Origin of the sequence: Microcoleus sp. B3-D2, from assembly GCF_036705345.1 — a bacterium.
In the GTDB taxonomy this organism is placed as follows: Bacteria; Cyanobacteriota; Cyanobacteriia; order Cyanobacteriales; family Microcoleaceae; genus Microcoleus.
Genome location: NZ_JAUBUG010000029.1, coordinates 53,211 through 75,940 on the forward strand (window position 1 = coordinate 53,211; position 22,730 = coordinate 75,940).

General features: G+C 46.3%; 18 protein-coding genes. 7 read left to right on the top strand and 11 right to left on the bottom strand.

Annotated elements, in window-relative coordinates; genetic code table 11:
• Positions 1-257: 257 nt before the first annotated feature.
• From QUB14_RS13240 to QUB14_RS13260, 5 genes are all read right to left on the bottom strand, one after another.
• Positions 258-833, bottom strand: a complete 576-nt coding sequence (locus QUB14_RS13240) for an alpha/beta hydrolase (RefSeq protein WP_333217432.1) — start codon at positions 831-833, stop codon at positions 258-260.
• Between the two features lie 597 nt (positions 834-1,430).
• Positions 1,431-1,739 carry a DUF3493 domain-containing protein gene (locus QUB14_RS13245; protein ID WP_333217431.1) on the bottom strand — a complete coding sequence of 103 codons (309 nt, stop codon included), beginning with the start codon at positions 1,737-1,739 and terminating at the stop codon, positions 1,431-1,433.
• 169 nt (positions 1,740-1,908) lie between these two features.
• Positions 1,909-3,141 (bottom strand): DUF445 family protein, encoded by a 1,233-nt coding sequence (locus QUB14_RS13250; protein WP_190738668.1) that lies wholly within the window; start codon positions 3,139-3,141, stop codon positions 1,909-1,911.
• Positions 3,142-3,226: 85 nt separating this feature from the next.
• Positions 3,227-3,934, bottom strand: a complete 708-nt coding sequence (gene ubiE / locus QUB14_RS13255; RefSeq protein WP_333217430.1) for a bifunctional demethylmenaquinone methyltransferase/2-methoxy-6-polyprenyl-1,4-benzoquinol methylase UbiE — start codon at positions 3,932-3,934, stop codon at positions 3,227-3,229.
• 221 nt (positions 3,935-4,155) lie between these two features.
• A complete protein-coding gene (locus QUB14_RS13260) occupies positions 4,156-5,100 on the bottom strand; it encodes a response regulator (RefSeq protein ID WP_333217429.1) in 945 nt (314 codons plus the stop codon).
• A 156-nt stretch (positions 5,101-5,256) separates the two neighbouring features.
• Between QUB14_RS13260 and QUB14_RS13265 the strand changes: the two genes are divergently transcribed.
• Positions 5,257-6,351, top strand: coding sequence for a RuBisCO accumulation factor 1 (locus QUB14_RS13265; RefSeq protein WP_333217428.1), 1,095 nt, complete (start codon positions 5,257-5,259; stop codon positions 6,349-6,351).
• 186 nt (positions 6,352-6,537) lie between these two features.
• Here QUB14_RS13265 and QUB14_RS13270 read toward each other — a convergent pair whose 3' ends face one another.
• Positions 6,538-7,545, bottom strand: a complete 1,008-nt coding sequence (locus QUB14_RS13270) for a DUF4349 domain-containing protein (RefSeq protein ID WP_333217427.1) — start codon at positions 7,543-7,545, stop codon at positions 6,538-6,540.
• A gap of 94 nt (positions 7,546-7,639) precedes the next feature.
• Between QUB14_RS13270 and QUB14_RS13275 the strand changes: the two genes are divergently transcribed.
• Complete coding sequence (locus QUB14_RS13275; RefSeq protein ID WP_333217426.1) at positions 7,640-7,822, top strand: hypothetical protein; 183 nt, start codon at positions 7,640-7,642, stop codon at positions 7,820-7,822.
• A 13-nt stretch (positions 7,823-7,835) separates the two neighbouring features.
• Positions 7,836-10,298, top strand: coding sequence for an ATP-dependent helicase (locus QUB14_RS13280; RefSeq protein ID WP_333217425.1), 2,463 nt, complete (start codon positions 7,836-7,838; stop codon positions 10,296-10,298).
• A gap of 468 nt (positions 10,299-10,766) precedes the next feature.
• Here the strand turns inward: QUB14_RS13280 and QUB14_RS13285 are convergent, their stop codons facing one another.
• Positions 10,767-12,605, bottom strand: coding sequence for a pseudouridine synthase (locus QUB14_RS13285; protein WP_333217424.1), 1,839 nt, complete (start codon positions 12,603-12,605; stop codon positions 10,767-10,769).
• Between the two features lie 297 nt (positions 12,606-12,902).
• On the opposite strand from QUB14_RS13285, the gene QUB14_RS13290 reads away from it, so the two are divergent.
• Positions 12,903-14,585 carry a tetratricopeptide repeat protein gene (locus QUB14_RS13290; RefSeq protein WP_333217423.1) on the top strand — a complete coding sequence of 561 codons (1,683 nt, stop codon included), beginning with the start codon at positions 12,903-12,905 and terminating at the stop codon, positions 14,583-14,585.
• Between the two features lie 415 nt (positions 14,586-15,000).
• Here QUB14_RS13290 and QUB14_RS28750 read toward each other — a convergent pair whose 3' ends face one another.
• The 4 genes from QUB14_RS28750 to QUB14_RS13305 form a co-directional block, all read right to left on the bottom strand.
• Complete coding sequence (locus QUB14_RS28750; RefSeq protein ID WP_445243743.1) at positions 15,001-15,159, bottom strand: transposase; 159 nt, start codon at positions 15,157-15,159, stop codon at positions 15,001-15,003.
• A gap of 205 nt (positions 15,160-15,364) precedes the next feature.
• Complete coding sequence (locus tag QUB14_RS13295; RefSeq protein ID WP_333217422.1) at positions 15,365-16,429, bottom strand: aldo/keto reductase; 1,065 nt, start codon at positions 16,427-16,429, stop codon at positions 15,365-15,367.
• Between the two features lie 157 nt (positions 16,430-16,586).
• Positions 16,587-17,423: an MBL fold metallo-hydrolase gene (locus tag QUB14_RS13300; protein WP_333297212.1), complete on the bottom strand. Its 837-nt coding sequence runs from the start codon at positions 17,421-17,423 to the stop codon at positions 16,587-16,589.
• A gap of 219 nt (positions 17,424-17,642) precedes the next feature.
• Positions 17,643-18,452 (bottom strand): SDR family NAD(P)-dependent oxidoreductase, encoded by an 810-nt coding sequence (locus QUB14_RS13305; protein WP_333217421.1) that lies wholly within the window; start codon positions 18,450-18,452, stop codon positions 17,643-17,645.
• 1,464 nt (positions 18,453-19,916) lie between these two features.
• On the opposite strand from QUB14_RS13305, the gene QUB14_RS13310 reads away from it, so the two are divergent.
• From QUB14_RS13310 to QUB14_RS13320, 3 genes are all read left to right on the top strand, one after another.
• Positions 19,917-21,128: a transposase gene (locus tag QUB14_RS13310; protein WP_333217420.1), complete on the top strand. Its 1,212-nt coding sequence runs from the start codon at positions 19,917-19,919 to the stop codon at positions 21,126-21,128.
• A 155-nt stretch (positions 21,129-21,283) separates the two neighbouring features.
• The gene (locus QUB14_RS13315; RefSeq protein ID WP_190660670.1) at positions 21,284-21,595 is read left to right on the top strand and encodes an RNA-binding protein; all 312 of its coding nucleotides are present in this window, start codon (positions 21,284-21,286) and stop codon (positions 21,593-21,595) included.
• 409 nt (positions 21,596-22,004) lie between these two features.
• Complete coding sequence (locus QUB14_RS13320; RefSeq protein WP_333217419.1) at positions 22,005-22,616, top strand: hypothetical protein; 612 nt, start codon at positions 22,005-22,007, stop codon at positions 22,614-22,616.
• Positions 22,617-22,730 lie beyond the last annotated feature (114 nt).

Below are 22,730 nucleotides of genomic sequence, written 5' to 3' on the forward strand. Positions count from 1 at the left end.
TCTAAAGTTTTTGTAAACTGTCCAACATCTATCCCGAGATAGATTTTACAGGTAAGTTATAGGATTTTAGATTTTAAAATTGGGAATGACTGATTCCCGTCAGGTTTGGAGCTTGCCTGCTGTTAGATTCTTTTTTTAAACTGGTGTTAAAATTCAACAAATTTTGCACAAATAAAATGTGACTCCCCTGTAATTGATGCAGATTCAGCAACATTCTGCGATCGCTCGCACGCATCCACCCTCCTTGACACCATCTGCTACAGTCTAGGCAGGCGAATCTTGTTCAAAATGTCTTGCAGCCGTTCTGAAACGCCGCCCAATTGTTCTGACAAAGCGACAAGCTTACCGTAAGCTTCAACTAAGCGATCACCCTCAACATAAACTTCTGGAGTAGGATAATTCTTCATCGCTTCCAGCAGTGTGATCTCGTTATCATTAGTTGCAGACAGCACCATGGCCTCGCGCAAAGCTTCTCGATTTGCATTCCCAGAAGGAGTGCGAATTACCTGACCGACTTCATCGAGAATTATTTCCCCAACCTTGCTGTTAAGCGTCCGATCCAAAAAGCTTTGACTGACTTTTACTGGTCTCGTCAGACTGTTGCGAACCGCTTCCGGGTCTTTTTTTGCCTTTCCCAGCAGCATTTCTAACGCGGGCGACATTTGCCCAGTTTCTGCAAAAATTTCTAATTCGCTGACGGGTAAAGTCATTCGGATCGCACTGTATTTGAGCACTACCTTTTCGGCAGCCGCCGCAGCATTGCTGTAAAATACAATTCCCGCGCCTGCTGCCAAAAACAATGTCCACCGCCCTTTGAAAAATGATCGACCCATAGTAAAATCTCCCAACATCTTTTTCTACTTCGACTTTGACACATCTCATTAATTACTGCACAGGCTAAAGTCTTTGGGAAATACCAAATTATTTGAGCGCCCAAGCACTTATACCATTTGAGATTTTAGAGAGATTTTAGATTTTAGATTTGCACGTGACTGATGATTATCCGGGTTTTGAACGCGGGTCTACAGTTGCATGATTTCGGGAACTGGTATTACCTATATCGGATGCTAGGCAAAAAACTCGGTTCAGGGCGCTTGTACTGGCATCCCTGTGCGGGGTGTGCACCCTACTAATTCTCTCTCCCAATCTCCCGATCCTAGCAAAATGCCGAACGCCAGCTCTTCTATCAGTGAAGGCTGGCGCTGGGCTTAAATTTATTTTATATATTTAGGGTCTTTATGAAAGCTGACCCCAATTGAACGAATTACAAGCGGTTTATGATTAGGGCCTTTAAATTTGCTGACCCCAATTGAAGCCACATCATTAGTATTACAGGGATCGCTGGCAAACCTGGATTTCATAATAATTTCTTTATATTTCTAACTTTTCCTTGCCTCAGATAGATTTTTGTCTCGATTTGTAAATTTTTGTTACTTCGACTTCGGGGATCGGCCCTCGGCGCGCTGCTCCCAGCGAAACAGGAACACCATCAGGGCCACAACTCCGACTTGGAGGGCAAAATTAGGCAAAGCAGAACTAATTTCCCGGCCAGAGGCAATTTTAGCGAGGAAAACCAAGCCGCCGATAAAGCCCGAAGCGCCACAAGCTACGTAAACAAACTGTCGCAGAGGCCGGTAGGGAGTGGCCATTTCTGCGGTTAAACGCTCGTATTGTTGGCGGCTGAGGTTACGCGGGTTTTTTGGGATATTTGTGCGATCGTCCGAATTTGGGGCTGGCATAGATTTAGGAAATAGGTAAATTAAGATTGGGCCACAAAAACCCGGTTTCTACCAAACACCCTCTGGCTGAGGTGGCAACTACTGCCGAAAAACCGCGTTTTTGGTACTGGGTGCGCCAGAGAGAGTGAATATTAGACTACAACAAATATCTCACAACTGCCGAAATAAATCATCGCTGAATCCAAACCACAACTGTCTGCAAACAGCCGACAAAAACACCCAAAATCCCTCCTAAATTTACAATTCCCTGCAACTCGCTTTGAACAATTCCCTGAATTGCTAACTCCAACTCTTCAGGAGAAGTACCTTTTACTCGATCGACAATCACTTGGTCGATATTCAAAATCGGGATAGCCTGAGCTACAATATTTTCTAAATCTCTTTCTAAATAGCGCTCTAAAACCAAAGCCAGTTCTTGGCTGACAATTCCGAGGGAAGCGCTCATCACCGCTGAAGTTTGCAATCGATTGAGAAGCAACCGCGAAATATTTTCCCAGTCAATAGATTTGCTCAACCCCTCAAGTACGTCTGTACCCCGCTGTTGAACGTAGCTGCGAACGCTGTCGCGCATAGTTTTTCGCAACTGTCTCACAGTCGAAACCGGTAAATTTTGCATCGACAAATTTTGCAGCCACTCCTGAATTCGCCCGCGAATCCCCAAAGAAATAGTTAACTCTGCTAAGCGCTGATTTGTCGCTTCTCTGTCATCAAGACAAAAAGTCCGCAGCCGAGTTAAAGTGTTCCGCAAACCAAACAAATTTGCTACTACCCAATAAGTGCCGCTGGTTTTTTCTCGAAACCCTTCATCGATGATCGAAATATTGCGATCCGTCAAAAAGTCAATTAAAGCCTGCCGCAGCACTTCCGGCGGTATTACTACCTGCAACAACCACTCAGCAAGCTGAGCCGCCTGAGATTCCGTTAGCTGAATCTCCAGCAAAACTTGATCGAAAATTTGATTAAGCTGAACTTCTAAAAAATCTTCCCGGCGCGCCAAAACTTTGAGAATTCGCGGCATAGATTCCCCCAGCAAATCTCGCAGAATGTTTGCGAGAATTTTAGCGGTTTTTTGCTCGGCGTCGGCTTTTACCTGATCCAGCGCCAACTGCAACAGCCAGAGAATTATCGACTGCATCCGCTCAGTTTGCAGGAGGCGGCGCGCCAAGTTTTGCAGTTCCTGTGGCGTCAGCAGGGAACCCATAATTGTGTCGGAAATTCGCTTTGCTAAACGCTCTTGGTTGCGGGGGATCAAACCTGGAGTGAAAGGCAACTGCCGCCCTTTGATGTAAATAGCTCGATAGGGGCGGAACAGCATTTTGATAGCTATATCGTTAGTGAAATAGCCAATAATTCCTCCCACTACAGGTGGGGCCAACAACAGCCAAATTTCAGACGGATTCATAAATGATTAAAAATAGGGTAAGGTGCACACGGATCGGTACACCCTATAGTTAGATAGCCGATCTAGACTGCAAGCATTTTTAATTTTAAATTGCTTTGCCCAGTACCAATACTCCCATCATAGCTCCAGCAATGGGGTAGTGGGTGGCGGCGGCAAATCCGGCTTTGTTGGCGATCGCGACTTGCTCCTGGCCGATCGGGAATTTTTCTAAACTAGGATTAATGTAAGCATATTCTTGAGTCATGCCAAATTGCTGAGCAATGGGCACTACGAGACTGTCTAAATAAAACTGCTGAAAGCTCCGCATTAGGGAATTGCTGGGGCGGTGGAGGTCGAGAATAGCTGCTTTGGCACCGGGTTTGAGCACGCGGTGCAATTCCTGAAGACTGCGGGGGATGTCAGTCACGTTACGCAAGCCGTAACCCATGGTGGCGCAGTCGAAGTAATTGTCAGCAAAAGGCAAGTCTAGGGCGTCAGCTTCTACCCAGGAAATGGGACTTATAGGGGTGAGAAAAGGTCGATCGCGCCTTGCAGCCACGGCCAATTGTTCGGCGGAAAAATCTACTCCAAATACGCAACCGGTCGGCCCTGCTTGTTTAGCCAGCAACAAAGCTAGATCCCCGCTACCGCAGCACAAATCTAAACAAGTATTTCCCGGGCCCGCACTGCTCCATTTCACCGCCATTTGCTTCCAAATCCGGTGTTGCCCAAAGCTCAACCAGTCGTTCAATTGGTTGTAAACTGGTGCAATTCGATTAAATATAGTTTTAATTTGTTCGGCGTTATTAGTCATCGGTCATTTGTCATTGGTGATTGATAATTTGTAATTAGTCAGCCGGAAAAAATAATTAATCCGTGCATTCATGTCATGCTGTCGCCAGTCATTAATGCTTTTTTATTTGTTAGCGAGCGCTGAGCTTTTGTCGAAACTCATTGGTTTGCTATCATTTTAAACTCAAGACTTAGAGGCAACTAAGGACTAAGGACTAATGACTGATGACTCATGACTGATGACTAATGACCCTGAAAACTCGTCAATACCAAAGCAACTTCTTGAGCGGCGAGGTGAACTGTTGTGAGTTCGTCTGGGCGCAAGGAACAAGGCTGCTTCCACTGCATGGAAATCAGGGCGATCGATCGACCTTTGTGAATCACCGGGATGGTCAGGTGAGCTTGAATGCCGGATTTCTGATAGTGCGGCAGGCTCGCTAAGGCTGTGTCGTTCCCAATATTCACAGCACCCTGAATAGTTTGAGAGGTAATTGCTTCTCGAACCAGAGGGTCATCTGCCAGCCAATTTTCCACCGTTGAACCAGTGGTGTGAGTGCCTTGGACTGGTATTAAAACATTTTCTTCCACCAGTTGCAAAATGCAAGAGTCCGCCAAAAAATTATCACTTATAGCAGCAGCAATTGGATCTAAACTTGCTTCCAAACTCGGATAATCCACAGCCGTTTGCATGATTGTTGCTAACAGTTGTATTTGATTTTGGGCGCGATCCAATTCCTCAGTCCGCTGCTTGAGAATTTCATAAGTCTCGGCCGCCTTTTGCACCACCATTTTCAGTTCGTTCGGGTCCCAAGGCTTAGTGATATACTTGTAAACCTGTCCTGAGTTAATCGCATCCACCAAGTCTTCAATGTCCGTAAAACCAGTCAAGATAATTCTGACCGTATTCGGAAACTGGGGCACGGTTTTGCTCAAAAACTCCGTCCCTTTCATTTCGGGCATCCGCTGGTCGGAAATGATGACGGCGACCTCGCCTTCGATGCCGAGGACTTCCAAGGCGCGAATTCCGCTCTCAGCTTTGAGCACGTTAAAATCTCGTCGGAAAGTGCGGTAGAGTAAATCCAGATTGTCTGGTTCGTCGTCTACTACCAGCATTTTGGGCTTTTTCGGTCTGTGTAGGGTCATGAGCTGGCGTTTAATTTGATCTAGCTCTGAAATGGCATTATCCATAACAATACGATAAACTCCCCTTTGTAAATTTAGGCGAGCAACTATTCTGTAACAATAGTCTCATAACTCACTTACTATTAATCTATCGCTCTGCCGCGACACGAGCCTTGCCAGTATCCAACCACACATAACTTAGCGCTAGTTTTTGATTCAATTATGACTGATACACCGCAAGATTCATCCCCTCCTGCATCTGCATCCTCCACAACTGCTGTGGATGCCGAAAAGTTAATTCGATCGCTCCGCCGAAAAGAAGGCACTTGGGTAGAGTGGGGACAGGCCTGCACTGCACTGCTAAAAGCTGGCTACAACTCTCAAAGGATTTTTGAAGAAACAGGTTTTGAGCCAATTCAGCAAAATCAAGTGAGCGTCGCAGCCCAAGTCTACACCAGCATGGTCAATGCTGGGGCTTCAGACGAAGTTCGATCGCACTTCCTGAAAAAAGGTAGTGATATCTTATACGAGTTTCGGATTCTCTCTCAAGTAGAGCGGGCCGGAGCGGCTGCTTTGATGCTAACCCACAATTTGGATGTTGACGATGCTCGCCAAGTTGCTAAAGCCATCAAGGAGTTTTCGCACTTCGGGAGTCTCCCCCAAGGGTTCACAGACACTCCCGGCGATGCTATGGCTTACCAATGCTGGCAATTGGCGAGACAGAAAAGCGATTTGCAAGAGCGATCGCGCTTAATTGCTCGCGGTTTAAAATTAGCTAGCAGCCAAACCGCTAGGGCACAAATCGAGCAGTTGCTCGTTGATTTTACCGTAGTTCCGAGACGGGAAGCGCCCCGCCTGCCCGTCTACAGGCTCGATACCGAGGAACAATTGCCCCGGATTGTCCCGGTTGTGGGCAAATTGCCGCTTTCTACCAGAGATTTGCTGGCAGTGCCTTTGCCGGAGGAAATCGAGCCGTTCCGAATGGTAAAATTTTCCGGAGCCGGAGCTTGGGTGGCGATTCCCGGATGGCAGGTAATTTTGAACGCTGAAGATCCGGTGGCGGTTTTGGAAATGAGCGATCGATTGCCGGTACCGCTGCAAGGCAAAGTTGAAGAAGTTTTGATTATTGCCGATCGAGCCCAAAGACAGTGGGATGCTGAGAGTTATTTCCTCGCCGATAACGGGGGCAATTTAGAATTGTACTGGTTTGAACAATCCCCAGATATTCCTATTTTGGGGCGAGTTGTTCTGGTGATGCGTCCCAAAAAGATTGTGGATGAAGACTATACCAAAGATGGATGGCAAATTGATGATTAGTCAGTTGTCAGTTGTTAGTGGTTAGTTGTCAGTTGTTAGTGGTTAGTTGTTAGTTGTTGTCAGTTGTCAGTTGTTAGGTATCAGTTGTTAGTTGTTATCAGCCAACAGCCAACAGTCAACAGCCAACAGTCAACAGTCAACAGTCAACAGCCAACAGTCAACAGTCAACAGTCAACTGACTAATAACTACTGAGGCGGTTTCGGTTCTGGAGTTGTCGGATCGGAATGCTGTTTCTTAAATCGATTAAAGCCGTAAACCGCCGCCGCAATTAACAGAAAATAAGGACTGTAAGCCAACAGCCAAATACCCAAAGCAAACAAACCGAGCGTCAATTCACCCACCGAATGAGTCGCTTTCCCCCAAGTTTCCTGCACCCGCAAACCTAGAGCAGGTTCGGGAGTTTGTTGAGCCGATACTGCTGCTTCTAGAGTTAAGCTAATAGTCGAATAGGCTACTTGATTTCGCAAACTTTTTAACTGAGCGTCAATGCGTTCGATCGACTCCCGAATATTGCTCAACTCCTGAGCAGCTTTGAGCACGTCGCCGACAGAACCCGATCGCTCCATAATTTTTAACACCATTTCCTCGGATTTGCGGAGGTTCCGGAGTCTAGCCTCGTTGTCAACTAATTGATTGGTAACATCCTCAGCCGTCAGAGAACGGTTCTCTACTGTTCCGAGTTTTGCCAAAGCCTCTAAAGTCGTTTCTAAACGTTCTTGAGGCACGCGAATTTCCACAGACGCCGTTTGGCGGACACTGGAATCCGGCGGCTTTTGATTTTGGAAACCCAAGATATCGCCTTGCTGTTTTTCGACAATATTAGTAACAGATTTAGTGCTGGCGTCAATAGATTTGACAACTACACTGAGTTGGGCTTTTTTAATCAGTTGGGGACGGGTTGCTGGAGTTTCTGCTGCTTTTTTTGATGAACCAGGAGCTTTTGGCCTTTGGGCTGCTGGCTCGGGTGCTGGTGCCGATTGTGGAGCCGATGCCGCAACTTGGTTTTCAGGGCTGCTGGATGAACCTGCGCCGGGTGGAGCGCTGCTGGACGTTTGAGCTCCTCCGCAGCTAGGCAAAGCAATGGCTGAAGATAAAGTTAAGAATACTGCCACAGCAAAACGAGTTGTGCTGTTGTTGGCTGGGTTTGGGTTTGGCTTGTGCGGGGGGGAATTGATTTTGAGGTGAGTTTTCATTTGGATGACTCCTATAAAAAAGGCTTGGGTATTGAATTTTATGGTGGTTTCAATTTAAGCTCGAATAGATAGCATTAGTTTAGCCGATACCGAAATGGAAACGGTAGAGGTTGAATACTTGGGGATTTTTAACCGCAGATGCAGGTCGCTCAATGTCGGCGCAATGACGGTGTGGTTGTGGACACAGGCGATCGCAACTAAAGCAACTCGGTTTCTGATACCGTTTGAAAAGGCTGAACCCCACAAATATTTTTCTAATCTAAAATCTAAAATCTAAAATCTAAAATCGCATGACAGATGAATTTGATAGTGATTTTATGCGATCGACAACCCAGATCGATCGCCCGGATGTAGCCTCAGCGCTTTCAGAATCAGGGTTTGCCGCAGTTTTGCGAGAACAAGCTTGCCTTAAAATTCGGGAAAGCTTGCGTGCGGGCCAGCAGGACATGGCGGATTGGCAAGGCGGCCCCCTTGCTGTTTCGGCGGTTCCAGGGGCCGGGAAGTCTACGGGAATGGCTGCTGCGTCGGCAATTGCGATCGCCCGCAACGGGCTTCACAGCCGCCGCCAGTTAATTGTCGTGACATTTACGCGATCGGCTGCTGCTAATATTAAAGCTAAAATTCGGGAAAGATTGGCAGAATTGTCTTTATCTCAAGGCGGTTTTGCGGTGCACACTTTGCACGGTTTAGCTTTGAATATTGCGATGCGCCATCCCGATTTGTCTGGTTTAAATTTAGAAAATTCAACCTTAGTTACTCCTACTCAAAGTCACCGATTAATTCGCACCTGTGTAGAACTTTGGATTGCCGAAAATCCCCGCCGATATCAAGTTTTGCTGGAAGGACAGCAATTCGACGGAGAGGAAACGGAGAGGCTGCGGCGACAATCGGTTTTGCGGACAGAAATTTTGCCGCAGGTAGCTAAAACTGTGATTCACGAGGCGAAATCTTCTGGTTTATTTCCCGAACAGTTGTTAGAAATGAACGCTCTTGATACTGGGGACGGTTATGAGATTTTAGCAGTAGCTGGGGGTTTATATCAAAAATATCAGGCTTTGTTGAGGAGTCGGGAATACATCGATTACGACGAGATGATTTTAGCCGCTTTGCGGGTGTTGGACAATCCGAGGGCGAGGGCGATCGAGCAAAAGCAAGTATTTGCTGTTTTCGAGGACGAAGCGCAGGATTCTACACCTTTGCAGACTAAGCTTTTGAAAACATTGGCGATCGATCCCGATAATTCTAACTTACCACCAAATTTTATCAGAGTGGGCGATCCAAATCAAGCAATTAATTCTACTTTTACACCCGCCGATCCCATTTATTTTAACAAATTTTGTGATGAGTGCGAAGTAGAGAATAAGCTAGCTACAATGGACGGTGCAGGTCGCAGCACCCAGGTGATTATTGATGCCGCTAACTTTATGTTGCAATGGGTAAATAGCTCAAAATTAGCGGGAACCGAACAGCCTTTTCGCGACCAAACTATTAAGCCAGTACCCAGCGATGACCCGCAGCAAAATGCCAATTCTGCCCCCATTGGTCGAGGCTTAGAATTGCATACTCCCCGCGATATTTACCATACAATTGAGTTAATTGGCAAGCGGGTAATTGAGTTAGTAGAGGAATTTTTACCAGCCGATTTTGAATTTGGCAGGGATGGCAAAGATATCGATTCAGGGGTAGAAGCGAGCGAGGGGGAAAATAGCGCCAAATTGCCGTTAGAAAATTTGAAATCGATGGCTATCTTGGTGCGGGAAAACAAACAAGGTAAGTTTATCAAAGAAGTGCTGGAAAATCCTCAAAAACACGGATTAAGCTTTGATTTGCGGAAATACGGGATTAAAATTGAGGATGTTGGAGAGCGGGACAGACATTCTCAAGTACCTTGGGAAATCTTAACACTGCTGCAATTCCTCGATCGCCCGCACTCTCCAGACTACCTGAAAGCAGCCTTAAAGATTTTGAGCGATCGGCAACTGATCCCCAAACAAGACTACAATGCTTTTGCGACTAGCCCCGAGCAATTTCTTTACCCAGGCCCGCTAGACCCGCAGCAGTCAGACCCCGTTCGCAAATGCCGCTATTTTTGCTGCGGTTTGCTGCAAGCTAGTTTAGAACTGCCACCCTACCAAATCATTTCATTCTTAGCCTTAGCGCTGCAATACGACCAAACAGAATTAGCCACCGCCGACAAATTAGCAGAACGAGTAGCAATCCAAACAGCCGGCAACAATTCAATGCGGAATATTTTGGATGTACTGAGCGAAATTGTCAGTTCCGAAAGATTTGAACCTGTGGATGCAGACGACAAAATAGAAGAACGCTATACCAGCAAAGGTCAACTAACAATTATTACCATGCACAAAGCTAAAGGATTGGATTGGGATTGCGTATTTTTGCCGTTTCTGCACGAACAAACCATCCCCGGAAATTTGCGAGTTTTGCCGCAAGCCCGATTTTTAGGAGATTTCACTTTAGCAGAGGTAGCGAGAGCACAAATTCGAGCAAGTTTGCACGAAAAATATCCTTTACCAAATCTAGGCGAAGCCTGGGAACAAGCAGGTTATTTGAAAACAGCAGAAGAGTTTCGCCTGCTGTATGTGGCGATGACGCGAGCAAAAAGCTTGCTGTGGATGGCGGCGGAGAAAAAAGGGCCTTTTACTTGGAACAAACCGGAGAATTTGCAGGAGCAAAAACCTTGTCCGGTAATGCCTGTTTTGAAGCAGAGATTTCCGAGTAATGCGATCTAAAATAAATAAGAAGTAATCAGTAATAAGTAGCTCGTTCCCGGCTCTACTCATGGGTGACAACTTAAGCTGAAGTTTCCCCATTTTGGGAACTTCTAGCTTCTCTCCAAGCCTCGGTATATAATGCTTTGACTAACCTGCGACTCGTTTAACCTAAATTGCTATAAATATCCAGCGACGGTTAGCCTAACCCTCTGGTTAGTACAACTAAATACACATCCTTGTGCAGAATTCCCAAGGGAATCATCTCACTTTTGATGCGCGCTATTGACGGTAATATGAATTTCATATATTTCCCAAAACTCTTTCTTCATCTAATACGCAATTCTCCAGCATTCTGATTGTTTTAAGGTGGCTGCTAACCTGTAAATTTGCTCATAATTCAGGTTGCTTTGATTACTCAACAATAACTATTTGCTGTCTATATATGTAATTCCTACTGCTCAACTATCTCTCGTTGCCGCCCTTAGCTCAAAATGGTGTTTCTGCCTTTAGGTATAGCCTTTCTCCCAACTGCGGATGCTCAAAAGAAAGTTCCCGCGCGTGCAAGTGTAGCCGCTTCGCAGCAGCCCGACATCCGTAAAGTCGATCGCCCAAAATCGGTATCCCCAACCCTCGAACATCCGCTGCATGAACCCTCAATTGATGCGTGCGTCCCGTCAGCGGCAAAAACTCGACGCGATCGCAATTTCCCTCTTTCGCCATTACCTGAAAGCGAGTAACGCTGGGCTTTCCGCACTCCCAATTGACTTGCTGGTAAGGGCGATTTTCTGGATCGCCCCAAAGTGGGAGATCGATCGTCCCCGCCTCAATTTTTACAGTACCGGAAAGCACCGCTTCATAAACTTTGTGAACCTGCTTTGTTTCAAATTGCTGTCTGAGTTGACTGCTAGTTCCTTTGTCCCGCGCCAATAGCAAAATCCCAGATGTTTCCCCATCTAAACGATGCACCGCATTCAAATCCAAACTATCCGGTAACAAGTTACGCAAACGACTAAAAACACTATCTTGATTTTCCAAATAACGACCGGGAACTGACAGCAAGCCAGAGGGTTTATTAACCGCTATCAACCATTTGTCTTCATAAATAATCGGTAGCATTTGCGTAACGGGCAAGATGCCCGTTCCACAATAAATATTATGGTTTTTAGGGCGGGCTTCAACAGCCCCTAAATCTAGAGGTTCTGCGTCCACAATATGTATTTTGGTAACGGGCAAGATGCCCGTTCCACAAGAAATATTATTGCTTGTGGAGAGTAGGGGTTGGGATTCTAGCCCGCCCGTACAACCCTCATTTATATTAGAAACAATCGGATTTTGAGCCAATCCTGACAGCAAAAAACCCATCAACGGCTGGCACCGATCGCCACAAGCACCATAAAATTCTCCCTGTATCTTATCGCCCGATGGCGGCCCCCACCAAAACTCAGCCATTGCCAGCGGTTTCAGATTGTTTACGGCTGCGTAGTGGAGCAATTTTGGCGCACAACAGTCGCCGGTGCCAGTCGGAATAGAATTAGTTGGCATCAATGAGGAGAGCGAGATCGATTTGCCCAAAAAATTCACCAGAGTGTAAGCCGCGTGCATTTGCGTCTGAAGTTCGCGGGAAAGTTCTTTTCGCTGCTGTTTCAGCGCCCGCATCCGCCGATCCGCAGCTTCAATTAATTGTTTTAGCGGCTGCAATGTTTCATCCCGCTGCCGTTTTAATTGCCTGCGTTCAATTTTCTCCAAACGGCTTTCTTGATTTAGTTGTTCCAGGGCAATTTCTAGTGTTTGTGCTGGGAGAGTTTGACACAGTAACTGGCGTTTTTCATCTCGCTGCAGCTTGCGATTGCGGTGGCGATCGCTCAAAACTTGCATTTGCACTTCTAACTCCCGAAATAAGGCTTCATACTCTTGTCGCTGCGGGAGTTGATTCAGTGCAATAAGTTCCTGTTTCATCGCCTCCAATTTAGTTAACGTGCGGGCTTCCTCATAAGCAACTCGATCTCGTCCCGGAATCGGCGGTACCCAGCCATCAACAATGCTGCAACCGTTCAGCAGCCCGGAAAATGCTTTGAGTATCCCCTGTTCCCCCGAAGGCATCTCCACCAGTAATATGCCGTACATCTTCCCTTCGCGATCGTAGGAATCGTCAGCCGCAAGATACCGCATCAAACCCCGGGCGAGATCCTCAGACATTCGAGTACGTGGCAGTCTCACCAGATCCCCGCTTTGAGGACAACGGCCTTCGTACCAATAATTCGGGTGCGAGTTGATCGATTCCCAATGACAGTCAGTGAAATCTAAAAGCGTGTGCAACTCTAGCATCTTCAATTTGGTTTTAAACCTGAATTAGGGCATATGTGCTTGTGTCCTCGATGCTTTCGGTCAATCGAAAATCGAAAATCGACAATCGAAAATCGACTGACCGTATCTTACAGGGGTGTACCGAAAGTGGGAAGGGTGCATAATTTTATACCTACTCGAATCAAGTAAAAAGGATTTGTCGCACCAAGCCTGATATGCTAAATTTGTTTCAAAACAGCAGCGATATTAAGAAAAGCATAAGTTAATATATAAGACCGCAAGCTTGTTATCCCACTAAATTTTTTATGTGAAAGGCGTATGCCAGACCTCTCGACTTCGGCTACAGAAAACTCCTCAAACCCCCAACCAGCTCTGCTGCCGCCGATTTTAAGAATTTTTGCAGCATTTCCAGATTACGATCGGGGCAATAGATTGTACGCCGCAGGAAGGTACGAAGCGGCAGTCATTTGCTACGGAAAAGCGGTTCAAATTAAGCCGGACTGGGCCCGGGCGTGGCTGAATCTGGGCAAAGCTTACAAGCAACTGCACTCCTACGCAGAAACCGTAGCCTGCGCCGATCGAGCTACAGCAATTAATCCCGAAGAATACTGGGCTTGGATGCTGCGCGGGACAGGGCTGTTAAGTTTGCAAAATCACTCAGAAGCGATCGCGGCTTTCGACACCGCAATTCAAATCAATTCAGAAAAGCACGAAGCTTGGTATCAGCGAGGCCGAGTTTTAGAGGAATTGCAGCAGTGGGATGCAGCCGCAACCTGTTACAAAAAAGCAACCCAACTTCATCCGAATTTGCCCGCCATGTGGTATCGGCAAGGTAACGTGTTGGTTCAAGCGGAGCGCTATCCTGAAGCCGTGGCCGCTTTCGAGCGCGCGCTGAAACTCGTCCCCACTAATTGGGAAGCTTGGCTGAACCGAGGTTTGGCTTTGATGAAAGCCGAACGCTACGCTGAAGCTGTAACTTCATACGATCGCGCCATTCAACTGCAACCGCAAAATAGTCTGGCTTGGTTCAATCGGGGCATTGCTTCCGCAAAATTGCACAAATATGCAGAAGCGGTGACAGCTTACGAGCGCGTACTGCAAATGCAGCCCAACGACTGCGAAGCTTGGTTTTATAAAGGAATGGCTCTCAAACACCAGCGGGCAGACGCGGCAATTGCTTGTTTTGATCGGGCAATTCAAATTAATTCTTTTTATCCCGAAGCATGGATCGGGCGCGGTCAAACACTGTCAGAAGCGAGAGATTTTGAAGGGGCGATCGCTGCTTTTGACCAAGCCGTTCAAATTAATCCGAATTTTCCCGAAGCTTGGCTGGGTAGAGGCATCGCCCTGGCAGGATTGGAACGCTACAAAGAGGCAATTATCGCTTACAGCAATGCTCTACAAATAGAAGGTAATTTTCTAGAAGCTTGGAACTTGCGAGGCGAAGCTCTGGAAAAATTGCAGCAATACGAAGAAGCGATCGCCTGTTTTGATAAAGTAATCTCTCTGACTTCAGAAGCAGAAATTACATCAAAAGTAGGGTTGCAGCAAGGCGCTGCGCTGGAAAAATTGCAGCGTTACGAAGAAGCCGTCGCAGCTTACAACCGCGTACTAAAAATCGTGCCAGACAATTTTGAAGCTTGGTTGCAACGCGGCAACGCTTTGTCAAAATTGCAGCAGTACGAACAAGCTCTAGCATCATACGATCGAGCAATTACTGTCTGGCCGGATAACTATCAAGGCTGGGTACAGCGAGGTCTGATCCTAGGGGAAATGCAGAATTATTCCCAAGCACTCGTCGCTTTTGACCAAGTGATTCAACTCAAGCCAGACAACTGGGAAGCTTGGGCGCAGCGGGGCGACGTTTTGCAAAAATTGCAGCGAACTCAAGATGCTATTAGTTCTTACGGAGTCGCCCTCGAAATCAAACCCGATTACTACGAAGCTCTAGTCAGTCGAGAAGAATTGAGACTCAAGGACGCGATGTCAGGAAAGTGGTAAGGGGAAATTGACAGATAGTTTTGATTTTTGAAATTGCTTTGTTCCTCGTAATACTGCGCTGGGGTAAAGCTTGAACTATTTAACTTAAAACTAAAAAAACTTCCCTCTTCTCTCTTCCTCTGCGTTCTCTGCGCCCTCTGCGGTTAATAAAAAAATCTAATTTCCCAAACAATTAGTATTGCTATATCCGGTCGAATATCCAGCTCATAATTAAGGATATTCCATCCGTTAAAATAACCTTGAGCAAGTTGAAAACCTACGTAAAAAAGCTTTGATATCATTTCCGGTTACACCGGAATGATGTTGACGGTTGACTGTTGACTGTTGACTGTTGACTGTTGACGCCGTGAACAGTCAACCGTCAACAGTGAACTCGAATTTACTATTCCGATGCTAACGGATTTGATATGAGTTGTTACCACCAATATTCAATAAAATTAAAATTTGGTGAATAAGGTGATTGGTAAAGAACACTACCGCCGATCGATTGAATCAATGGTTCAATCGAAGCCGCTTGGTGAGCTGAAACATTATCCATGAAAACAACTGCACGCCTTTTTGTTTCCTTACCCATTTCCCTGACATTGTTGTGAAATTATCGTGTTTTGAAAAAAATCCACCCATTCAGGCGTTAAAGATGCTCACCCAACCTGCTTAACCTAGCTCCCTAGCAACAATCCAAAAGAGCCGGAGACAACTTCTCCTCTAGCCTTTGTGGGTTATCTAAAGAAATAATTTCGGCTTCATCTTAGATTGGCTTATGAATAATACAAAACTGCTTATCCTAGCCACGATGGGTTCATGGCGGTACTATCAAATTGGTTGGTAGTTTTATAAAGTTCGTATTGCCCTTTTGCTGCCGCCTCGCGAGTGCGATTAAGCATTGCTGCAACTTGTGCTCGATCCATCGGCTTAAACGTGCGAGCCGCCTCAAACGCTTGATCGAGGAGTTGCATACTATCAATGCCAGTAATCACGACTGAAGTAGGCAGATTCATCGCATAGTGGAGACATTCGATCGGACTTACTGTATTGCTTCTAAGCACGTAGGGGTCGCCCATAGATTTCATCCCCAATACACCTATTTGGTTCTTCACCAGCACCGGCAGAACTTGTTGCTCAAAACTTCTAAAATGAGCGTCCATCACGTTCAGCGGCATCTGTACCGCGTCAAAACGGAAATTGTTTTGAGCGGCAATTTCCATCACTCGCAGGTGAACCAAAGGGTCTTTGTGTCCTGTAAACCCGATGTAGCGAATCTTGCCCGCCTTCTGCGCTTCTACTACCGCCTCCATAGCCCCGCCGGGAGCAAAAATGCGATCGGGGTCTTCTATGCGAATAATTTCGTGATGCTGCATCAGGTCAATGCGATCGGTCTGCAACGCCTTCAGTGACTCATCAATCTGCATCATCGCAGCGCCCTTGGTGCGGCCGTCAATTTTGGTCATCAGAAACACCTTTTGTCGGTAGCCATCCTTGAGCGCTGCACCCATCCAGCGGTGGCTGCGTCCGTTGTGATAGTCCCAGGAATTGTCCATGAAATTGATGCCGCGGTCGATCGCACTGCGAATGAGCTTAATAGCTTCTTGCTCCTCTCGAAGCCGTCCGATATGGTGTCCCCCCAAGCCAATGGCAGACACTCGCTCTCCGGTGCGTCCCAGTGTCCTGTAACTCATCTCGCCACTTTGGATTTGAGCTTGGGCTACTTCATTTTTAACATCTACTTGAGTCAGTTCATCTTGAGCTAACACGGGTTTCAACAACCCTTCTGAAGCAGCCAGCCCTGCTGCAACCAAACCCGAAGCAGAAGTTACCTTTAACAACTTGCGTCTGCTGATATTCATAAATGCCTTCTTCAAGAAACTACTAGGACTCACTCACCGCTTCGCTGCACTAAAGAGTTTTGAATTTAAGATGTCTCAAAATCCAGAGCGCAGTCGGGCTGCAACTTCCCCGACTGCCTACTTTGCCTAATCAATAGTAATGATGAAATTTCTAGTTTTAAGAGTTCCTAGACCCGCCAGCGAAGGCTTTTAACTCAATAGCATCGTGACTGCAAAACACGCGCACATCTTTACTATGCTGCACCGATAAGGCGTGCAGTCGGCCTTGATTGAGCAACCGAGCCTTGCGATCGACCTCCATCATCCATTGGTAGGCGCGCAGACCGGGCGTGCAGCGTCGGTTAGCGGCATCCATCTCGTGTCGGTAGAAATAGGCATCGCCTGCGTGCAGGAGCCAGCCATCGGGTGTATCAATGGCAATGCCAGCATGACCGCGCGTGTGTCCCACCAACGGGATTAGCAAAATTTCCGGCGGCAACCCGTCGAGGTCGCGGACTGCTTCAAAACCGAACCAAGGTTCGCCACCCGCCGAATAGTATTTCCACCGTTTGACTTCATCCCACTGCTCCGGACGATAGCGCCTTTTTGTGATGAAACCGTGCCGATCCTGTGCCGCATCTATTTCAGCCTGCATGACGTGTACCGTTGCTTCAGGGAAATCCTCTAGACCACCGGCATGATCGAAATCGAGGTGGGTTAGCACAATATGGCGCACATCGCTTGGTGAAAATCCGAGCTGTTCAATTTGATGGATTGCCGTGTACTTGCGATCGAACTGGATGTTATTAAAATGCACGAAAAACGGGCTGAGCCGAGAGTAAGGCGACTCGATATCCCGCAATCCGAAGCCGGTATCAATTAGAACCAGTCCCTGATTCGTTTCAACGAGCAGACAGTGGCAGACGAGGTTAGCCGTCAAACCCCGACTGAAGCCATCGAAAAGTGCCCCTCCAATGGGACACATACAGCCACAATTGAGATGATGAATTTGCATAAATGTGCTGTACTAAATTACTTAGGCTAGAACCATTTATCCCTCAGTTTCCATCCCAGACCTATGCTGCATAATGGCATCGATGAACGCCTGAGAAAACTTCGCTAAATCGTCACTACTGGGAGAAGTAAACACACTTTTATCGGCTGCAATCTTGCCATTATCTGCGATGTTTACTTTCTTTAAATCTGCACATAACAATAGTAAGATCGGCACGAATTATTTGTTAGCAGAACCCGGTTCAGTAAGCTGGCGGTGCATTTCGGCATTGACGGTATCAGGCAAAACCTTGCTCGCGCTGGCGAGAATCTTTGTCTTGAGTGAACCGGCGATAATGTCGTCCTTACCCGCCATCAGCGCCTCGAAGCCCTGCTTGGCAACTTCGGCCGCGTCGTCTTTCTTGTCTGCGCCCGCCTTCGTGTCGTCCATTCCCGCGCGATGGAAGAAGTTGGTATCCGTTGGCCCTGGCATCAGCGCGGTAACGGTGACGCCTGTGTCCTTTAACTCGTTACGCAGCCCTTCTGAGAAGGAGTGTATAAATGCTTTAGATGCCGCGTAGACTGCCTCGAATGGCCCCGGCATTAGGGCGGCAATGGAGGAAGTGAATAGAATCCGTCCCTGGCCGCGATCGACCATATCCTTAACTACCCGTTTAGCCAAATGCACAGACGAGACAACGTTGAGGTTAATCAGATTTAGTTCGTCCTTCAAGTCTGTCTCGCGGGCAAAGTCGCCCCCGACGCCGACACCGGCATTAATTGCGATCGCATCCACTGGCCGATTAGTCGCTTTTATCTGGTTGTAGAGCGTCTCAACACCGTCGTAGGTAGCGAGGTCTGCCTGCACTGTCTCGACTTTGGCACCGAGCCCCTCAAAGGCTTGAGCCGCTTCATTGATGCTCGCTCCGGTGGCGGTGACTAGGAGATCGAATCCGTTTTGAGCGAACTGTTTGGCGAGTTCGTAGCCGATACCGTTAGAGGCACCCGTCACGACAGCCAAGGGCCGGGTCAACGAACTGTTTATAACCATTTAAAATCCTCTGTAACTGCTTCACGCTCGTTTGTCTAGGCTTGCTTCTCTCTGTACTAGACAATCTTTGTGGACTCTGGGCTTTCAACTTTTATAATGCTAGGGAGGTAGGAGTGCGATCGCATCTTTCCTAGGACATAAGCTGTTAGACATTTAAATACGGTATAATCGAAAACCAAATTCATGCAATTAGTGTAAAAATGCCAGCATATAATCATCTCATAGAAAGAGCAAATATAGAAACTACAGAAAAGCTTAAAAAATGAATTAAAGGAAAATTTTAGATAAATACTTAGGATTTTATTATTGCCAAATGAGGCAAAAAATAGCTAATGTTTCTGATATTTTATTCAATAAATGGTCGGATTAGTGCATTGATGCAAAGCTAGACAATCTAGCAACTTTAATAGATGAAGATATAAACATAGTTAAATATTGTTAAATAATATCACCCAAGTACCCAACAATTAGGATATATAAATTTGGCAGGTGGACATTTTAAAGATTGGGTTCTCATTAAAAAGCTAGCGTCACTACAAAATTAACTAGCTTACAAATCCAACCAAAAATATTTTATATAAGCGACTCACGATAATCAACTATCTTGTTTGTTTAAAAATCAGTTCGTGTCTCTAAGCCCTCACCTATTGTCTTTTCCGCTCTCTAAACTCCTAATTTTTTCCTTTGTCATTGCGACAATTTTTTCCAATATATTGAGAGTCGCAACTGGGATATTTTATCAGATAAAATTGAATCTATTTTGAATAAAAATTACAAGTAATTTTCCTCAGTATGCAGGAAAACCCGCAATTCAAAAGGGCAATTCTGGCCAAGTCGCTCTATATCGGGTGAACTTTGATGTCTATATGTATAAAATGCGCGTAGATATGACTAACAAGTCTTTTGATAATTATTTGGGAACCGTCATTCTCTGGCGCTAAATCGGATGCCATGAGAGACGGGAGATGGAAGAGGGGAGATTGACTCGGAAGATTAATCCTGGGCTAAAAACATTTATCTCTGGTGGAAGGGGGAGGATGCTGGCCCAGGGAGAACAGTGCCGGAGGTCAGTTATAACTGAATCTCAGGCACTGTTCTCAATCCGACCCAATCAACCTGCTAACAGCGACAAAAAATCTCAGATATCAGGTCGATCGCGCACCAAGAAACCAAGCGGATGACGCCAAGAGTGTAAGATGTCAGTTATCACGAATACTTTCTGTTGGCGATTGCCCGATCGCCCCCAAAATTGAAAATTATAACGATCAAGCATGAAAACCCCGTGACTTTAGTCCGGGGATGAAAGGCAGAAGGAGGCTTTAGCCTCCCAGTTCCTTTGTTAGAACCCAGTTTTTACGACTAACTTTATAGTATACGAAACTTACGTGTAAAGCTTTGTGAGCACCTCAAACGATATTAAGCCGATGTTGTTAGTATAAGAAGTATCGTGATGAGGTCGAAGTCATGCTAGTTTTTGAATTCAAAGCCTACGGAAAAAAGCAGCAATTTGCCGCTGTAGACGAAGCAATTAGAACAGTACAATTTATCCGTAACAAAGCATTGCGCTTTTGGATGGAAAACCAAAAAGTCGATAAGTATGACTTAAATAAGTACAGCGCTGTTTTAGCTAAAGAATGGACGTTTTGTGATGACTTGAACAGCATGGCTCGACAATCTAGCTCAGAAAGAGCGTGGTCGGCAATCTCCCGATTCTACGACAATTGCAAGAAGAAAGTTCCTGGTAAAAAAGGATTCCCGCAATTTCAGAAAGACAACCGCTCGGTCGAATACAAGACTACGGGATGGCGGATGGCAACCGATCGGAAATCTATCACTTTTACCGATAAAAAAGGAATCGGAAAACTCAAACTAAAAGGAACTAGCGACCTACATTTCTATCAGCGCAGCCAAATTAAGCGAGTGCGCTTAGTCAAACGAGCCGATGGATATTACGTCCAGTTTTGCATTCAAGTTGACCGATCTCAAAAGATTGAAGTCACAGGCAGCGCCATCGGGTTAGACGTGGGGCTAAAAGAGTTCTACACAGACTCCAATGGTGTTGCCGTCGAGAATCCGCGCTTTCTGGGCAAAGGAGAACGCAGGTTAAAAAAAGCCCAAAGACGAGTTTCAAAGCGAGTCAAGGGTTCAGAAAATAGAAAAAAAGCTAGAGTGATTCTAGGAAAACGCCACCTCAAAATAAGTAGACAGCGCAAAGATTTTGCTGTGAAATTAGCAAGATGCGTCATCCAGTCAAACGACTGTGTAGCCTACGAAGACTTGAGAATTAAAAACATGGTGAAGAATCACTGTTTAGCTAAATCAATTAACGACGAATCTTGGTATATGTTTCGAGTGTGGATGGAATATTTTGGTAAAGTATTCGGAAGAATTACAATTGCCGTACCAGCCCACGGGACGAGTCAAGAATGTTCTAGCTGCGGAACCATTGTTAAGAAAAGTCTATCAACGCGAACTCACGCTTGTCGGTGTGGATGTGTATTAGATCGCGATCACAACGCAGCTAAAGTAATCCTAAGCCGCGGATTGAGTACGACGGGGCACGTCGGAACTTGGATATTAGATCCGAACGCTTGTGGAGAATTGACCGCTACCGATGTTGAAGTAATTGTGCATCGGCAAGTCGATTCTGCGAATCAAGAATCCCCTCGGCTTTAGCCAGGGGAGTGTCAAGACAGCCAATTGCTGATTCTGCTGGCTTCATGTTATAGTGGTTTTCCAAGAATTAAATTCGGTGGCGTAGTTTGTTGGTGTTTATTTACAAGCGTCTCTCCGAATCTAAATCTCTGCACCCTAATGATTCTGGAGATTTTATGTCGATTTACGTGGGTAATCTTTCATATGAGGTAACATCAGACGACCTCAACGAAGTATTTGCCGAGTACGGTACTGTAAGCCGCGTCCAAGTGCCAGTGGACCGGGAAACAGGCAGGATGCGGGGTTTTGCTTTTGTGGAAATGGCAAGCGAGGCAGAAGAAGCAGCAGCCATCGCAGCTCTAGACGGTGCTGAGTGGATGGGCCGCGACTTGAAAGTCAACAAAGCCAAACCTCGCGAAGACAACAAACGCTCGTCGGGCGGCGGCGGCGGCTGGGGCGACAAAGAGCGCTCTTCACGACGCTACTAAGCTTTGACACTGAAAATTTGAGTTTTGGTAGTTGACGGCAGGTGCGAATGCTGCTTTTTTTTCGGGTTGTTCGATCGACCCATCAAATAAAACTCCCAAACCTCTAAATCAGTTTTGCCCCCTCCTTGGAGGGGGCTTTGTTTTTGGCGAAAAATCCCGCGAGGTACGTCGGCGGTGCAGTTCCCACTCTAGTTCGTGATTCGATACCCTCTTAACTGCTTTTTTTAAGAGGCGGTCGGGATTTCGCGGCTCGACTCCTGTAAACTATCAAACTAGAATTAAGCAGCAAGAAAAGTTAGAATAACGGCAAAACTGAATATTGCCTAGAACAGCAAAACTATCTTTACCGAAGATTAGTCGAGAAAACCAGCCGAATATCAGCCAATATCTTGATTTTGCCTCAATAAAGATGTCCAAGCTCTACAGCACGGCGGAACTCATTAAAATCCTCGAAGAAGAGCGCCAAGCCTGCTTGCATGGGCGGCGCCTCAACTTGACTGAAACTCCTGCTACAGGCAACCCCGTGATTGACCGCTTTCTCAAATCTGAGGGAGTTCAGAAGTTCACTGCTTATCAAAATTTTAAGGCTGCCGTGCACGAATACCAGCGGGAACATCAAGTTTCTGGGATTGTCTGGCGGGAAATCGCGGTTAAAGGCAATACTCTACGCTATCCGGCAGTGGATGACGAATTAATAGCTCTACCGGTTGATTTGATCACGCTGAAGGCAGCTAAGATTGCTATGTTGGAATTCTGGCAGCAGGTAACTGCCGGGATGGATTTGTATTTAAGCATTAACAGCGGGAAGGATTTTCGATCGATCGAGCCGGTTGACGTAGAGGCTATAGCCCAGCGCACAGAATGGGCCAGTCTCTCGAAGTGGGAAAAGTTGGATTTTCTAGAAATTTTGTTGCAGTTAGGCTGGGGGAAGCCGGAGGAAGCTTATTATAAGCGGGGATGGCCGACGTCGGGCAGCGAGTACATTCACGCCGTCAAACCCGGACAGCGGCCGATTTGTTAATTGGTAATTAGTAATTGGTAATTGGTAATTGCTAAGAAGGGCTTGCTGAATAAGTTAAGAAAAATCACGATAGCAATTGAGGAATGATTCAAGTTCAGCGACACATAATTTTTT

Excerpts from the sequence above, each read along its gene's own strand:
- QUB14_RS13240 (WP_333217432.1), bottom strand. The coding sequence starts at position 833 with ATGGGTCGATCATTTTTCAAAGGGCGGTGGACATTGTTTTTGGCAGCA.
- QUB14_RS13245 (WP_333217431.1), bottom strand. The coding sequence starts at position 1,739 with ATGCCAGCCCCAAATTCGGACGATCGCACAAATATCCCAAAAAACCCG.
- QUB14_RS13250 (WP_190738668.1), bottom strand. The coding sequence starts at position 3,141 with ATGAATCCGTCTGAAATTTGGCTGTTGTTGGCCCCACCTGTAGTGGGA.
- ubiE (WP_333217430.1), bottom strand. The coding sequence starts at position 3,934 with ATGACTAATAACGCCGAACAAATTAAAACTATATTTAATCGAATTGCA.
- QUB14_RS13260 (WP_333217429.1), bottom strand. The coding sequence starts at position 5,100 with ATGGATAATGCCATTTCAGAGCTAGATCAAATTAAACGCCAGCTCATG.
- QUB14_RS13265 (WP_333217428.1), top strand. The coding sequence starts at position 5,257 with ATGACTGATACACCGCAAGATTCATCCCCTCCTGCATCTGCATCCTCC.
- QUB14_RS13270 (WP_333217427.1), bottom strand. The coding sequence starts at position 7,545 with ATGAAAACTCACCTCAAAATCAATTCCCCCCCGCACAAGCCAAACCCA.
- QUB14_RS13275 (WP_333217426.1), top strand. The coding sequence starts at position 7,640 with ATGGAAACGGTAGAGGTTGAATACTTGGGGATTTTTAACCGCAGATGC.
- QUB14_RS13280 (WP_333217425.1), top strand. The coding sequence starts at position 7,836 with ATGACAGATGAATTTGATAGTGATTTTATGCGATCGACAACCCAGATC.
- QUB14_RS13285 (WP_333217424.1), bottom strand. The coding sequence starts at position 12,605 with ATGCTAGAGTTGCACACGCTTTTAGATTTCACTGACTGTCATTGGGAA.
- QUB14_RS13290 (WP_333217423.1), top strand. The coding sequence starts at position 12,903 with ATGCCAGACCTCTCGACTTCGGCTACAGAAAACTCCTCAAACCCCCAA.
- QUB14_RS28750 (WP_445243743.1), bottom strand. The coding sequence starts at position 15,159 with ATGGGTAAGGAAACAAAAAGGCGTGCAGTTGTTTTCATGGATAATGTT.
- QUB14_RS13295 (WP_333217422.1), bottom strand. The coding sequence starts at position 16,429 with ATGAATATCAGCAGACGCAAGTTGTTAAAGGTAACTTCTGCTTCGGGT.
- QUB14_RS13300 (WP_333297212.1), bottom strand. The coding sequence starts at position 17,423 with ATGCAAATTCATCATCTCAATTGTGGCTGTATGTGTCCCATTGGAGGG.
- QUB14_RS13305 (WP_333217421.1), bottom strand. The coding sequence starts at position 18,452 with ATGGTTATAAACAGTTCGTTGACCCGGCCCTTGGCTGTCGTGACGGGT.
- QUB14_RS13310 (WP_333217420.1), top strand. The coding sequence starts at position 19,917 with ATGCTAGTTTTTGAATTCAAAGCCTACGGAAAAAAGCAGCAATTTGCC.
- QUB14_RS13315 (WP_190660670.1), top strand. The coding sequence starts at position 21,284 with ATGTCGATTTACGTGGGTAATCTTTCATATGAGGTAACATCAGACGAC.
- QUB14_RS13320 (WP_333217419.1), top strand. The coding sequence starts at position 22,005 with ATGTCCAAGCTCTACAGCACGGCGGAACTCATTAAAATCCTCGAAGAA.